Origin of the sequence: Streptomyces sp. NPDC001222 (assembly GCF_042896945.1) — a bacterium.
Classification (GTDB): domain Bacteria; phylum Actinomycetota; class Actinomycetes; order Streptomycetales; family Streptomycetaceae; genus Streptomyces; species Streptomyces gibsoniae.
On the sequence record NZ_JBIAXT010000004.1, the window covers coordinates 160,656 to 174,092 of the forward strand.

A 13,437-nucleotide genomic window follows, 5' to 3' on the forward strand; every position below is an offset into this window, starting at 1 on the left:
CCAGGCCCTGGCCGAACCCGGTCTTGCTAAGCGGACAGCTGTCCGTTAAGTTCTTGCAATAGCGGACAGCTGTCCGGTTAGCTCCACCATAGCGGCGGACGCCGTCGATGCGAACGGCAGGGTCCGTGACCGTCGGCACTCCTGCCGCGTATCGGGTACGTCTCCGAAGCACCTCGCCCCCTCAAAAGGGCCGACTCACCGTCTCCTGAACCGTCTGACCGCCGGACCCCCCACCTCGAACGCCTTCCGGAACCCGGATATGCGAAAGAAGGCTGATCATGGCCCCAGCCCCCTCGTCGACGTACAGCGCCATCACCTTGAACATCAACGGCGAGAAGCACCAGCTGACCGCCGACCATCGCACCACGCTGCTCGACGCCCTGCGTGAGCGGCTCGATCTGACCGGTACGAAGAAGGGCTGTGACCAGGGACAGTGCGGTGCGTGCACGGTTCTGATCGACGGGCGCCGAGCGGTCTCCTGTCTGCAGCTGGCGGTGGCTGCCGAGGGTCGTGAGATCACCACCGTCGAAGGGGTGGCCGAGGGCGAGCGGCTGCATCCGGTGCAGCAGGCGTTCCTCGACTTCGACGGCTACCAGTGCGGCTACTGCACCCCGGGCCAGATCTGCTCGGCCATCGCGGTGATCGAGGAACACGCGGCGGGCTGGCCCAGCGCCGTCACCGACGACGTACGCCCCGAAGCGGGCCCACCGACGCTGACAGCCGACGAGATCCGGGAACGGATGAGCGGCAACCTGTGCCGCTGCGGCGCGTATGTGTCGATCGTCCAGGCCGTCGCCCGGGCGGCCGCCGTCCGGGCCGAGGCCGACGAGGCCGCGGAGGCGGTGGCATGAGGGAGTTCGGCTATCAGAGGGCGTCCGACGTCGCCGGTGCGGTCGCCCTGCTCGGGGCCGACCCGGAGGCGCGCTTCCTCGCGGGCGGCACCAACCTCGTCGATCTGATGAAGACCGGGATCGAGAGGCCCGCCCGACTCGTCGACGTACGCGAACTCCCCCTGGACCGGGTGGAGTCGACACCGGAGGGCGGGCTGCGCATCGGCGCGACCGTCACCAACAGCGACCTCGCGGCCCACCCCGAGATCCGCACGCGCTACCCGGCGTTGACGCAGGCCGTGCTCGCCGGTGCCTCCGGGCAACTGCGCAACATGGCCACGGTCGGCGGCAATCTGCTCCAGCGCACCCGCTGCGGCTACTTCACCGATGTGTCCCGCCCCTGCAACAAGCGCCGTCCCGGCAGCGGTTGCCCCGCCGTCGAGGGCGAGCATCACAATCACGCCATCCTGGGCGCCTCCGACCACTGTGTGGCCGTCCACCCCTCGGACATGGGCGTGGCGCTGACCGCCTTCGACGCCGTGGTCTCGTACGAAACCGCCGACGGGCCGGGCGAGTTGCCGCTCGGTGAGTTCTATCTGCCCGTCGGCGACACCCCGCACCGGGAGACCGCGCTGCCGGCGGGCGCGCTGATCACCGGCGTCACGCTGCCGCCCGCCCCGGTCGCCGCCCGCTCCCGGTATCGCAAGGTGCGCGAGCGCGCCTCGTACGCGTTCGCGATCGGCTCGATCGCCGCCGCGCTCGACGTGCGCGACGGTCTGGTGCACGAGGCGCGCCTGGCCTTCGGCGCGGTCGCGTCGCGGCCCTGGCGGGCCCGCGCGGCCGAGCGGGTGCTGACCGGGGCACCGGCCGACCCCGAGACGTTCGCCGCCGCGGCGGACGCCGAACTGGCGGCGGCGAAGCCGCTGCCCCACAACGGATACAAGGTCATGCTCATGCGCAATCTCGTGGTGGCCGTGCTGACCGAACTCGCCGAGGAGGCCGACCGATGACCACCGCCACGACCGGCACCACGACGACGCGGGGCTCCGTCGGCACGCCGCACACCCGTGTGGAGGGCAGGGACAAGGTCACCGGGGCGGCCCGCTACGCGGGCGAGATCCCCTTCGCCGGGCTCGCCCACGGCTGGCTGGTCCTGTCCACCGTCGCCCGCGGCCGCGTCCGCTCGATCGAGACCGCCCCCGTCCTCGCCATGCCCGGCGTCCTCACCGTGCTGCACCACGAGAACGCGCCACGCGTCGACAGCGACTTCGTCGGCATGCTCGGATCCCGGCCGGACCCGAGCGTGGCCCTCTTCCAGAACGACCGGGTGCCGTACCTGGGCTGGCCCGTCGCGCTGGTCGTCGCCGAGACGCCCGAGCAGGCCAGGGAGGCCGCCGAGGCACTCGTGGTGCACTACGAGCAGCAACCGCACGACGTCGCCTTCTTCGCCGGACACCCGGACGCGTACCCGGTGGAGGGCCACACGCCGGGGGTGGCGGAGAAGGGCGACCTCCAGGCCGAGCTCGCCGCCTCCGCCGTCGTCGTGGACGCCGAGTACACCACCCCGGAAGAGCACCACAACCCGATGGAGCCGCACGCCGCGGCGGCCCACTGGGACGGTGGCCGGCTGGAGGTCGTCGACTCCAACCAGGGCACCACCTGGGTCGCGGGGGAACTCGCGAAGCTGTTCTCGCTCGACCCGGACTCGGTGCGGGTGCGGTCCGAGCACATCGGCGGAGGCTTCGGCAGCAAGGGCGTCCGCGCCCACCAGGTGGGCGCCGTGATGGCCGCGACCGTCCTCCAGCGCCCGGTCCGCGTCGTCATGACCCGCCGTCAGATGTTCTCCCTGGCCGGTTACCGCAGTCCCACGACACAGCGGCTCAGGCTCGGCGCCGACGCCGACGGACGGCTGCGCGCGCTGGAACACAGCTGTCTGAACCTCACCTCCACCGTGCACGAGTTCGTCGAGCCGGGCGCCGCACCGGCCCGGGTGATGTACGACGCCGACGCCCACCACACGGCCAACCGGGTCGTCCGGCTCGATGTGCCGACCCCGACCTGGATGCGGGCGCCGGGCGAGGCACCCGGGTCGTTCGCGCTGGAGGCAGCGCTCGACGAACTCGCCGAGAAGTGCGGGATCGACCCGATCGAGCTGCGCGTACGCAACGAGCCCGAGCGGGGCCCCCTGTCCGGACTGCCGTTCAGCAGCCGCAATCTGCTCGCCTGCTTCCGCGAGGGCGCCCGGCGGTTCGGCTGGGCGAACCGGGATCCGCGGCCCGGCCTGCGCCGCGACGGGCGCTGGCTGCTCGGCACGGGCACCGCGGCGGCCTCCTTCCCGTCGGGAGCCGGACCGTCCACGGCGGCCCTCACGGCGGAGCCCGACGGCACCTTCACCGTGCGGATCGCCGCCTCGGACATCGGAACGGGCGCACGGACCGCGCTCATGCTGATCGCCGCCGACGCGCTCGACGTGGCGCCGGAGCGCGTCCGCGTGCGGATCGGGGACAGCGACTTCGGTCCGGCGATGATCGCCGGCGGCTCGATGGGCACCCGCTCCTGGGCCTGGGCCGTCCAGACCGCGGCCGGTGAGCTGCGGGAACGGCTCGCTCTCGGGGCGGGCATCCCCCCGGAGGGGATCACGGTGCGGTCCGACACCTCCGCGGCCATCGGGGCCCTCGCGCGCAAGGAACGCCACTCCTTCGGGGCGCAGTTCGCCGAGGTCGCGGTGGACGTCACCACCGGCGAGGTACGGGTGCGGCGCATGCTCGGTGTCTTCGCGGCGGGCCGGGTGGTCAATCCGCTCACCGCGCGCAGCCAGTTCGTCGGAGGCATGATCTGGGGCATCTCCATGGCGCTGCACGAGGAGGCGGTCCGGGACGGGGCCACGGGCGGCCACGTGGGAGCCGACCTCGCGGGCTATCACGTCGCCACACACGCGGACGTGCCGCTCATCGAGGCCGACTGGATCGACGACCCGGACCCGGACGACCCGGTCGGGATCAAGGGCGTCGGCGAGATCGGCATCGTGGGCGCCGCGGCGGCGATCGCCAACGCGGTCTGGCACGCGACCGGCGTCCGCCACCGGAACCTGCCCATCCGGCCCGACCGCGTGCTGTCGGCCGCCGACGGAGCGACACATGCTTGACATCGCAGAGGAGCTGAACCGCTGGAGCGACGAGGGCCGGTCCTTCGCCGTGGCGACCGTCGTCGGCGTCGGCGGCAGCGCACCGCGCGACCCCGGCGCCGCGCTCGCCGTCGACAGCGACGGAACGGTCATCGGCTCGGTCTCCGGCGGCTGTGTCGAGGGAGCGGTGTACGAGCTGTGCCGCCAGGCGCTGAGCGACGGCGAGAGCGTCCTCGAACGGTTCGGCTACAGCGACGAGGACGCCTTCGCCGTCGGCCTGACCTGCGGCGGCGTCATCGATGTCCTGGTCACCCCGGTCGATGCGCAGGCGCCCGCCACGGCGGTGTTCCGCGCGGCGCTGGCGGCGGCCGTACAGGGTGAGCCGGTGGCGCTCGCGCGGATCGTCCGGGGACCGGCCGAACTTCTCGGCGGGGCCCTGCTGGTCCGCTCCGACGGATCCGGTGACGGCGGCCTCGGGGGCCATCCTGAGCTGGACCGGACGGCGGCGGCCGAGGCCCGGGCGCTGCTGGACACAGGCCGCACCGGCACGGTCGACCTCTCGGAGGACGGATCGCACTGCCCCGGCGGTCTCACCCTGTTCGTCGAGTCGCGTGTGCCACAGCCCCGCATGATCGTCTTCGGCGCGATCGACTTCGCCGCGGCGCTCGTGCGGGTGGGCAAGTTCCTCGGCTATCACGTGACCGTGTGCGACGCCCGCCCCGTCTTCGCCACGCGAGCCCGCTTCCCCGAGGCCGACGACATCGTGGTGGACTGGCCGCACCGCTGTCTCCAGCGCACCGCGACCGACGAACGCACGGTCCTGTGCGTGCTCACCCATGACGCCAAGTTCGACGTACCGCTGCTGAAGGCCGCTCTGCGGATGCCCGTCGCCTACGTCGGCGCCATGGGCTCGCGCCGCACGCACGAGGATCGCACCCGGCGGCTGCGTGAAGCAGGCCTGAGCGAGCGGGAGCTGGCCCGGTTGCGGTCCCCGATCGGCCTCGATCTCGGCGCGCGTACGCCGGAGGAGACCGCACTGTCCATAGCGGCGGAGATCGTGGCGGCCCGGCGAGGCGGCAGCGGCGTCCCGCTGACCGGCTCGGGGACGCCGATCCACCGTGACGTCAGCACGCGCGGCAGCGCCGAGGCCGCCTGAGGGGCCCGGGGTGCTGCCGCGCGAACGTCGAGGGCGAGGAGAGCGAAGGGACTGGCATCAAAGGGAATTGAGAAGGAAGCCCCCTCATGGCCTCACCACGATCAACGGTAGCAGTCAGTCCGGGATCAGGTCGCGCAGATTTCCCGGGGTGATGATCCGGGAGCCGGGAGGCAGCCCCTCGGGCTGCTCCAGGCCGATGAAGGTGACGGGACCGTCCGGGACCGTCGCGCCGTCCCAGACCGTCACCCGCGTGGCACCCTCGGCCATCAGGTCGGTGAGGTACCGCACCGTCAGGGGAGCGCGCTCCATGATGCCGCGCAGCAGCGTCGCGACCGACACCCGGTGCTCCTCGACCCGGTTGGCCGACGGCTCGCCCTTGAGGTACAGGTGCAGCCATCTGGCGTGCCACCGGCCGTCACGGCCGCGGTGGAACGCCAGCGGCAGCGCGACCCGGCCGGGGCCGCGCAGTTCGGACTTCATGCGCACGGTGCGCGGCTCGAACGGCCGGCCCCGCTGTTCGGCGTCGCGCAGCATGAAGCCGAAGAACGACTCCTCCGTCTCGTCGAAGCCCTCCCCGGCGAAGATGTGGACCTGCGGGACGATGAAGGTGCCGCGCACGGCGCCCAGCCGCAGGTTGATGAACTCCGAGGCGCCGTCGGGGGCGTCGGTGACGTCGCCCGAGTGCTCGCCGTCGACGGCGGCGAGGTGCGTGTAGGACAGCCAGGACCGGGTCGAGTAGTCGGAGTTCAGGGTCAGTGCCGACAGGTCGTAGTCGGTGCGGTGTGCCGTCTGCTTCCAGTAGACGAAGAAGCGCAGCAGTTCGCCGTCGACGGGAGACACGGAACCCCGGGGCAGCACGCCGAGGCCGGACGTGGTCGCCCGGCCGCTGAGCGGGAGTGCGACGTCCAGGACGTCGGGGTCGACCAGGAGGTGGCCGGTGGCCGGGAGGCGCCGGCGTGTCTCGGCGTCGAGAGCGGCGATCAGACGAGTGCATTCCGGGGCCCGCACCGCCGACCGGGTGTCGGGGACGACCCGGGCACGGCCGAGACGATTGACGAAGACGCGCCGCTTGCCGGTCTGCGCGGCGCGGTTGTGGAGGTGCTCACGGACCGACAGCACCACGCGGCCGGAGACCAGGGGAGCGACCTCCTCGGCGGCGGCCACGACCGCGTCGCGCTCGGCCTGGGTGCCGGCCGTGCGCAGCAGGCGGTCCACGGCGCGGAACAGCTTGCCCGGCGCGGACTTGAGCAACTCCGTCGCCGCGATGACGTCGTACCGGGCGAGCAGCTCCTCGACCCGGCTGTCGAAGGACCGCACGGTCCTGTCACCCCGGGCGACGGCGAACACCTCGGCGGCATGCGGCCGGTCCGGGTACTCGTGCGGGTGGAGGCGTTCGCCGAGGCGCTTCCACGCCTCGCGGTGCGCCGCCACATCGGCGAGCTTGGCCGGGGCGGCGGCGACGACGGCGTCGAGTCCGGCGAGCAGCGTGCGACGGACCGGGCGGGGCAGTGTGCGGAACCGGCTCGGTTCCCGCAGGGTCACATCGCCGTCCGAGAGCGCACAGGCCAGCCGGAGCACATCGGTGACGGTGTCGAGCAGGAGGTCCGCGCCCGCCTGGAGACGTGCCCGGTTGACGACGGCGCGGATCTCCCGGACCGGTATCGCCTCCGGCTGGGGACCCTCGGCGCAGTGCCCGGCGAGCACGCGCAGGTCCTCCAGCTCGTCGTCGCCGAGCGGGGTGGGGCTGCCGGCCAGCGCCAGATACAAGGCGGTGACCTCGTCCGCCAGGCCGCCGCCCCGCCGCAGCACCGTCATACGGTCGCCCGCCGCGGCGATGAGCTCGTCATGGGCGGCGAGCATCTCGGCATAGGTGTGACGGTAGTTGCCGTAGGACGGAAGGGTGAGCAGGTCCAGCACACCGCTCTCCAGCTGGGCCTGTGTGCGCTCGCGCGTGGTGTAGTCGTCGAGCGCCCCGGCGATGCAGCCCATCCAGAAGTCGAAGGTGTCGGGCACGTTGGCCGGGAAGTCGATGAAGTAGACGTTGTGGCGTACATGGTCCCCGACCATCTCCCGGACGGTGGCCAGGGTGCGTACGGCGGCGTCGACGACCGTGCCCTCGGACAGCGCCGACAGATGCTCCAGCAGGTCCGCCGAGAGTTTGAAGCCCACGGACATCAGCGCGGCGTCGAACTGCCGCGCTGCGACGTCGCCCTTTCCCGAGGGCCCCGTGGGGGAGGGCAGGCGGTGGGTGTGCCGGACGACCAGCGGTTCGAGACGGTGGATCACCGCCGCATGATTCCATGGTCGTGCGAGGCGGTGCATTCGGGTTTTTCGACCCGGGTCGCCCACGTACCGGAAGTTGATTGTGCGTCAGGCCGATCGTCCATGTGCTCAGGGTGCTGCCCGTGTGGCAGGGCGTGCCGGACGCGCACCGAGGCGTTCGGCGACGTGGTCGCCGACGCGCAGCGCGTTGGCGATGGCGGTCAGGGAGGGATTCACGGCTCCGATGCTGGGGAAGAAGCTCGTGTCCACGACATAGAGGTTGTCGAGGTCGTGGGCCTTGCAGTGGATGTCCAGGGCCGAACTGCGCGGATCGTCGCCGAAGCGGACCGTGCCGGCCTGATGGGCGGTGGCGCCGATGGGCATGCCCTTGTGCAGATAGAGGCTGTGGGGCAGCAGATGGTTCCGGTGCATGCCCAGACTGCTGAGCATCCCCTGCAGCCTGTGCCGAAGCCGCGCGACTCCGGCGATGTTGTTCCGCTCGTCCAGGGCCAGGTGGATACCGCCCTCGTGGTCCAGGGTGACCCGGTTGTCGGGCCGGGGCAGGTCCTCTCCACAGAGCCAGAAGTCGACGGCATGGTGGGCCAGCGTCTCGAAGGGCAGGTCCGGCGCGGCGAGAGCGGCCCAGTGCGGAGCCTCGGCGCGGATCTGCTCGGCGTCCGACTTGCCGAGCATCTGGATGCCGCCGAGCGATCGACCCCCATGGGAAGGTGGAACGGGTGCAGCCCCTGCTTCTCCAGATCGTCGCTGAGCCGCTGGATCCGGGGCTCGTGCCGGACCGGCGGATGGGCGTACGGGGCGCTCACCGGCCCCTCGGAGGGGTCCTCCCCGTGGCGGCCGTGCACCCGGTAGAGGTGCTCGGCCTGGGTGTAGTACGGCTCGAAGTCCGTGTAGTCCAGCGGCCAGGCGGGGGAGATGCCGTCGTGGTGGCGCAGTTCGCCGAAGTCCTCGGGACGCAGGCGGAACAGAGCCGCGCCGTAGAACTTGGTGTTCCCGCCGACGTAGTAGTTGACCTCCGGTGGGAAGGCGTTGCCGTGCCGGTCGTACCAGACCTCGGGTGCCCGGTACTTGGCCCTGACGAAGACGGCGGAGGAGTCCCAGTTGTCGCGTTCCCGCGGCAGGTAGTCCCCGCGTTCCAGGATGAGGACGCGCGCGCCGGTGGGGGCCAGCCGGTGGGCGAGAGTGCCGCCGCCCGCGCCGGATCCGATGACGATGACGTCGTAGTGCCGGTCGTCGGACATGTTCCGGCTCCCCCTTACAGGACGGCGATCGGATTGACGGGGGATCCGGTGGCCCCGGGGACCCGGAGCGGGGCGACGACGCACAGGAAGGACCAGCGCCCCCGTTCGGCGCAGAGCGGCGTGAGGTCCTCGAACTGCAGATAGTCCAGCAGGTGGATGCCCATGGCGTGCACGGCGAGCACATGGATCGGGAAGGCCACCTCGGGGATCGCACTGGGCGCGGCGTCGCTGTTGCTGTCGCAGCCCAGGGCCGCGACCTGCCGCTCGGCGAGGAACTCCATCGCGGTGGGGTGGAGACCGGCCCGCTCGCGCGCGACGTCCCAGGGACCCATGGCCCTGCGCCGCCGGCGGTGACCCACCCGCACGAACAGCAGGTCTCCCGGCTCCACCCGGACGTTCTGCGCGGCCTCCGCGGCCACGAGGTCCTCGGTGGTCACCTGGGCGCCGGGTTCGAGCCACGGCACCGCGTGCAGCCCGGGGACGTCCAGCAGGACTCCGCGTCCGACGATGCCGTCGCGTGCCAGGTCGACGGAGAGCGCGGTGGCTCCGGACGGCGTGAGGGTGCTCGGCGGTGTGTCGCCGTAGAGGGTTCCTTCCCAGATGACATGGCACAGCGCGTCGAGATGGCTGTCGGCGTTGCTGTGCATGTTCATCGCCAGCCGGTCCATGGCGAAGTGCAGTCCGTCGGCGGGCGATTCGGGCGGGGCCGGGGCGGTCAGCCAGTGCCGGGCCGGATCGGGGCAGTCGGGCTCCTGCCGCGTCTCCACCGGTGCGGCCATCGACACGGCGCGTCCGGTGCGGACTTCGCCCGCCGCGCGCCGAATCAGCTCCGGCGTGATCCGGTCCAGTGCCCCTCGGGGGGTGGGACCGGCGCCGGCCGCGCCGCGCAGGCGCCGGTACAGCGCCTCGAAGTCGTCCAGGCCGAGCGTGAGGGGATCGGTCATACCGCGGTGATGCGCCATGGCGGTGCTTTCTCGTCGTCCGGCTGGAGACAGGACCGGTCGGCGACCTCGTCGAGGCCGTCGTCGAGCGACGAGGCGGCCATGATGAGCGAGAGATGGGTGAAGGCCTGGGGGAAGTTGCCCAACTGCTCGCCGCCGGGGCCGATCTCCTCGGCGAAGCGGACCGTGCCGCGCACGGTCCGTACGGCCCGCACCAGGGTGCGGCGGTCGGTGGCCCGGTGGGAACGGTCGAGGGGCATGCAGTCGATCACTTCGCCCACGCCGTCGGCCGACATGAACCGGGTCACCAGCACGGCGCTGTCCGGGTAGTGGAGCTGCCGCCAGGTTCCGCCGTCCCCGCCCACCGGTGCCAGCCGGAAGTAGCCTCCGCGGTCGTGGCCGAGCAGGGACGCGAAGACACTGGGCGAGTCGAAACGCGGCGCGGCGAACCAGCCCACGACACCCTGAGCGGAGACCAGGGCGGCGGTCTGCAGATCACCCACCAGTCCGTGATCGGCGATCGGCGGATAGCGATCCATGGTCCCAATGTGGCTCATGAGGCGAGGGTGCGCGCGGCGAGTACGGGCGGTCGCGAGCCCGGACGGTGACCCGCCGCACCGCCCTGTCGCACGGCCTCCTTCCGCAACGCCCGAGGAGTGACCGCTGACGCGGAGACCTCGAAGCAGCGGACGCCGAAGGAGTGAAGGCGCGCCCGAGTCGGGTTTCGCGGCGCGCTGAGGGCCGCCCGAGGTGGTGTGGTCATGGGTGGTCGAGTGGTGCGGTCAGGGGTGACCGGCCGGAGAACAGAGGCGGTCCCGGCCGCGTTCCGGGGCGGTACCGACTGGAGGCGAGCGTGGGCACCAGCGTGGACGAGGCTCAGAGGACCGGCAGCATTCCGCTTCTGAAGGGGCAGAAGGCGCTGGTCACCGGCGCCAACTCCGGGATCGGCAAGGCCACCGCCGTCGGTCTGGGCCGGATGGGCGCCGACGTCGTCGTCAACTACGTCTCCGACGCCGACTCCGCGGATCAGGTGGTGCGGGAGATCGAGGCCTTCGGGGTGCGCGCCTACGCCCACCGGGCGGACGTCTCCCAGGAGGACCAGGTCGTCGGCATGGTGTCCCGCATGGTGGAGGAGCTGGGCACGGTCGACATCCTGGTCGCCAACGCCGGTCTGCAGCGGGACGCCCGCCTCACGGACATGACCCTCGCACAGTGGCAGAAGGTCCTGGACGTCAATCTCACCGGGCAGTTCCTGTGCGCGCGGGAGGTGACCAAGGAGTTCCTGCGCAGGGGTGTGGTCCCCGAGGTGTCGTCGTCCGCCGGGAAGATCATCTGCATGAGCTCGGTGCACCAGGTGATCCCCTGGGCCGGTCATGTGAACTACGCGGCCTCCAAGGGCGGCGTCCAGATGCTGATGGAGACCATGGCCCAGGAGCTGGCACCGCAGCGGATCCGGGTCAACGGAGTCGCGCCCGGAGCGATCCGCACCCCCATCAACCGCAGCGCCTGGGACACCCCCCAGGCCGAGACGAGCCTGCTGGAGCTGATCCCGTACGGCAGGGTGGGCGTGCCGGAGGACATCGCGCGGGCGGTCGGCGTGCTGGCCTCCGACCTGCTCGACTACGTCGTCGGCGCCACCCTCTATGTCGACGGCGGTATGACCCTCTTCCCCGGCTTCGCCACCGGAGGCTGAACCCGCCGGTGACCGGATGCTCCTCCGGCGCCCTGTGCCGATCGGACACGCACGTGTCGATCAGACACAGCTGGGGACTCGGGGCTGCGTGTCGTCCAGGGAGACATGGAGGAGCCGATGACCGTCGAAGCCCGCTGCCCGACCCCGCGGTCTCCCGCTTGGGTCCCGCCGGGTGTGTACGAGCCCCAGGACGACACCCGGCTGCTCACCCGGGCCCTGTGCCGGGAGCGGTTCGCCCCGGGGGCGGAGGTCCTGGACCTGGGCACCGGTACCGGTGCCCTGGCGCTGACGGCCGCACGGCTCGGCGCGCAGGTCACCGCGGTCGACATCTCCTGGCGGGCGGTGTTCGTGACCCGGGTGAACGCGTTGCTCAGCCGGCAGAACATCAGCGTGCGCCGCGGTGACCTCACCTCGGCCGTGCCCGGACGCAGCTTCGACCTCGTGGTCAGCAATCCGCCGTACGTCCCGTCCCCCTGCCGTGCGGTTCCCAGGGGCGCCGCGCGTGCCTGGGACGCCGGATGGGACGGACGCATGGTGCTCGACCGCATCTGCGACGCCGCGACCACGCTGCTGCGCCCGCAGGGTGTCCTGCTCATGGTGCAGTCAGCGTTGTGCGGGGTCGAGGACACGCTCGCCCGGCTGACCGGGTCGGGACTGAGCGCCACCGTCACGGACCGTACGAGAGTGCCCTACGGCCGGGTACTGCTCTCCCGGCTGAACTGGCTGCGGCAGCGCGGTCTGACGGCCGACGACAGGGTGGAAGAGCTGGTGGTCATCCGTGCCGTACGAACATGACGCCGTGCCGCGCGAACGCGAGGCCGTGCCGCGCGGGCGGGAACGTGTCTGCCGTGTCCGCGCCGATCGCGACGGTCCGCTGCTGATCGAGGGGCCGGTGGAGATCATCGGCCCGGACGGTCGGCGAGCGGTGAGCAGGCGGTTCCTGGTGGCCGTCTGTACCTGTCGGCGCAGCCGTACCTATCCCTGGTGCGACACCAGCCACCGCCGCCGGGGCAGGCTCGCGGACGATCCCGGACCCGCGGGAGACGATCCCGGATCCGCAGGAGGGGAGACGCAGGAGTGACGATCACCCGGTCCGAACCACGCCGGTGCAGCCCGCCCCTGCCGCACGCCAGGGGACCGCTCTCGCACGCGGTGGCGACCGCCCTGCGCGAGGGGAGTGCTCCTGCCGCCCCGCCGGAGGACGGCGATCCCTACGGGGAGGATCTCCAGCTCGCGCTCTATGTGCTGTACGAACTGCACTACCAGGGGTTCTATGGGGTCGACGACGACCGTGAATGGGATCCCGCGCTGCTCGCCTTCCGCCGCGCCCTCGAAGGGCGGTTCCAGACCGCTCTGCGGGCCGACGTCCCTGTCGCGGGCATCGGGTCCCGGCAGGCCCTCGACGACCTTCAGGTCGAGCCCGTCGGAGACGACGCCACGAGCGTCTCCCACTTCCTCAGGAACCAGGGCCGGCTGGAGCATCTCCGGGAGTACGCGGCGCTGCGGTCGCTGTACCACCTCAAGGAGGCCGATCCACACGCGTGGGTGATCCCCCGCCTGCACGGCCGGGCCAAGGCGGGTATGGCGGCCGTGGAGTTCGACGAGTTCGGGGCGGGACGGGCCGAGGAGATCCACGCGGGACTCTACGCGGACCTGATGGAGGACCTGAGACTCAGCACGGCCTACGGGTACTACCTGGAGGCCGCCCCCGCCGAGCTGCTCGCCACGGTCAACCTGATGTCGCTGTTCGGTCTGCACCGCAGCCTCAGGGGCGCCCTGACCGGCCATTTCGCGGCGGTGGAAGTGACCTCGTCCCCTGGGTCGCGCCGACTGGCCGAGGCCCTGCGCCGGGTCGGCGCGGGGGCGGCGGCCAGACGCTTCTACGAGGAGCACGTGGTGGCGGACGCGGTCCATGAGCAGGTCGTGCGCCACGATGTGGTCGGCGGGCTGCTGGAGAGCGAGCCCGGTCTGGAGACGGACGTCGTGTTCGGCATCCGGGCCACCGGCTTCCTCGAGGACCGCCTCGCCGCGTACCTGCTCACCGCGTGGCGCGGTGGAGGTTCCGCCCTGCGGAGGGGACCACTGCCGCCGATACGGGAGGCCCCCCGGGCCGGCGGCGGGGAAACCGGCCTCGGCACGATCTGACCGGCAAGGGCCGGGGGCGCTGTCCTT

At 71.9% G+C, this 13,437-nt stretch carries 10 protein-coding genes and 2 pseudogenes; 8 read left to right on the forward strand and 4 right to left on the reverse strand.

Annotated elements, in window-relative coordinates; translation table 11 throughout:
- Positions 1-278: 278 nt before the first annotated feature.
- Genes ACFY2Z_RS08170 through ACFY2Z_RS08185 form a run of 4 tightly spaced genes read left to right on the forward strand, consistent with a single transcriptional unit; the run spans position 279 to position 5,110 of the window.
- The gene (locus ACFY2Z_RS08170; protein ID WP_390743346.1) at positions 279-851 is read left to right on the forward strand and encodes a 2Fe-2S iron-sulfur cluster-binding protein; all 573 of its coding nucleotides are present in this window, start codon (positions 279-281) and stop codon (positions 849-851) included.
- Positions 848-1,840 carry an FAD binding domain-containing protein gene (locus ACFY2Z_RS08175; RefSeq protein ID WP_390743347.1) on the forward strand — a complete coding sequence of 331 codons (993 nt, stop codon included), beginning with the start codon at positions 848-850 and terminating at the stop codon, positions 1,838-1,840. The genes ACFY2Z_RS08170 and ACFY2Z_RS08175 overlap by 4 nt, the downstream gene beginning before the upstream one ends.
- Positions 1,837-3,975, forward strand: a complete 2,139-nt coding sequence (locus tag ACFY2Z_RS08180; protein ID WP_390743348.1) for a xanthine dehydrogenase family protein molybdopterin-binding subunit — start codon at positions 1,837-1,839, stop codon at positions 3,973-3,975. Before ACFY2Z_RS08175 ends, ACFY2Z_RS08180 begins: the two co-directional genes overlap by 4 nt.
- A complete protein-coding gene (locus ACFY2Z_RS08185) occupies positions 3,968-5,110 on the forward strand; it encodes an XdhC family protein (protein ID WP_390743349.1) in 1,143 nt (380 codons plus the stop codon). The genes ACFY2Z_RS08180 and ACFY2Z_RS08185 overlap by 8 nt, the downstream gene beginning before the upstream one ends.
- A gap of 114 nt (positions 5,111-5,224) precedes the next feature.
- On the opposite strand, the gene ACFY2Z_RS08190 is transcribed toward ACFY2Z_RS08185, so the two are convergent.
- The 4 genes and pseudogenes from ACFY2Z_RS08190 to ACFY2Z_RS08205 form a co-directional block, all read right to left on the reverse strand.
- Complete coding sequence (locus tag ACFY2Z_RS08190; protein ID WP_390743350.1) at positions 5,225-7,396, reverse strand: hypothetical protein; 2,172 nt, start codon at positions 7,394-7,396, stop codon at positions 5,225-5,227.
- 105 nt (positions 7,397-7,501) lie between these two features.
- Positions 7,502-8,631, reverse strand: a pseudogene (locus ACFY2Z_RS08195) (GMC oxidoreductase).
- 14 nt (positions 8,632-8,645) lie between these two features.
- Positions 8,646-9,575, reverse strand: a complete 930-nt coding sequence (locus ACFY2Z_RS08200) for a cyclase family protein (protein WP_390743351.1) — start codon at positions 9,573-9,575, stop codon at positions 8,646-8,648.
- Positions 9,576-9,730: 155 nt separating this feature from the next.
- Positions 9,731-10,111 (reverse strand): annotated as a pseudogene (locus ACFY2Z_RS08205) (trehalase-like domain-containing protein); the annotation flags it as partial.
- 314 nt (positions 10,112-10,425) lie between these two features.
- On the opposite strand from ACFY2Z_RS08205, the gene ACFY2Z_RS08210 reads away from it, so the two are divergent.
- From ACFY2Z_RS08210 to ACFY2Z_RS08225, 4 genes are all read left to right on the forward strand, one after another.
- A complete protein-coding gene (locus tag ACFY2Z_RS08210) occupies positions 10,426-11,265 on the forward strand; it encodes an SDR family oxidoreductase (RefSeq protein WP_390743352.1) in 840 nt (279 codons plus the stop codon).
- 117 nt (positions 11,266-11,382) lie between these two features.
- Positions 11,383-12,060, forward strand: coding sequence for a HemK2/MTQ2 family protein methyltransferase (locus ACFY2Z_RS08215; RefSeq protein WP_390743353.1), 678 nt, complete (start codon positions 11,383-11,385; stop codon positions 12,058-12,060).
- Positions 12,044-12,346 (forward strand): CDGSH iron-sulfur domain-containing protein, encoded by a 303-nt coding sequence (locus ACFY2Z_RS08220; protein WP_390743354.1) that lies wholly within the window; start codon positions 12,044-12,046, stop codon positions 12,344-12,346. The genes ACFY2Z_RS08215 and ACFY2Z_RS08220 overlap by 17 nt, the downstream gene beginning before the upstream one ends.
- Positions 12,343-13,410, forward strand: coding sequence for an iron-containing redox enzyme family protein (locus ACFY2Z_RS08225; protein ID WP_390743355.1), 1,068 nt, complete (start codon positions 12,343-12,345; stop codon positions 13,408-13,410). Before ACFY2Z_RS08220 ends, ACFY2Z_RS08225 begins: the two co-directional genes overlap by 4 nt.
- The last annotated feature ends 27 nt before the right edge of the window (positions 13,411-13,437 follow it).

Excerpts from the sequence above, each read along its gene's own strand:
- ACFY2Z_RS08170 (WP_390743346.1), top strand. The coding sequence starts at position 279 with ATGGCCCCAGCCCCCTCGTCGACGTACAGCGCCATCACCTTGAACATC.
- ACFY2Z_RS08175 (WP_390743347.1), top strand. The coding sequence starts at position 848 with ATGAGGGAGTTCGGCTATCAGAGGGCGTCCGACGTCGCCGGTGCGGTC.
- ACFY2Z_RS08180 (WP_390743348.1), top strand. The coding sequence starts at position 1,837 with ATGACCACCGCCACGACCGGCACCACGACGACGCGGGGCTCCGTCGGC.
- ACFY2Z_RS08185 (WP_390743349.1), top strand. The coding sequence starts at position 3,968 with ATGCTTGACATCGCAGAGGAGCTGAACCGCTGGAGCGACGAGGGCCGG.
- ACFY2Z_RS08200 (WP_390743351.1), bottom strand. The coding sequence starts at position 9,575 with ATGACCGATCCCCTCACGCTCGGCCTGGACGACTTCGAGGCGCTGTAC.
- ACFY2Z_RS08215 (WP_390743353.1), top strand. The coding sequence starts at position 11,383 with ATGACCGTCGAAGCCCGCTGCCCGACCCCGCGGTCTCCCGCTTGGGTC.